Genomic DNA, 213 nt, shown 5'->3' on the forward strand with positions numbered 1-213 from the left:
CTGATCGACGCGGTTAACGTCAAACATTATCCTTCCTATCTGGAAAGGCTTGCAGATGCGTCCCTGATAATCACAGATCAAAAGCTGAAATTTAACGAAACAGCTGTTCAGGTATCTGAACTCCTGCGGAATGCCAAGGCAGATAAGAAAAAACATGATACTGCGAAGTGGACTGAGTACCGTTTTTATACGCAGGGAACACTGACCAGTCTT

General features: G+C 44.1%; 1 pseudogene. It reads left to right on the top strand.

The features are described from left to right. A pseudogene (locus tag QVP35_RS11465) lies at positions 1-213 on the top strand (hypothetical protein); the annotation flags it as partial.

Origin of the sequence: Anaerostipes sp. CAG:276 (assembly GCF_000432215.1) — a bacterium.
GTDB lineage: Bacteria > Bacillota > Clostridia > Lachnospirales > Lachnospiraceae > Anaerostipes > Anaerostipes caccae.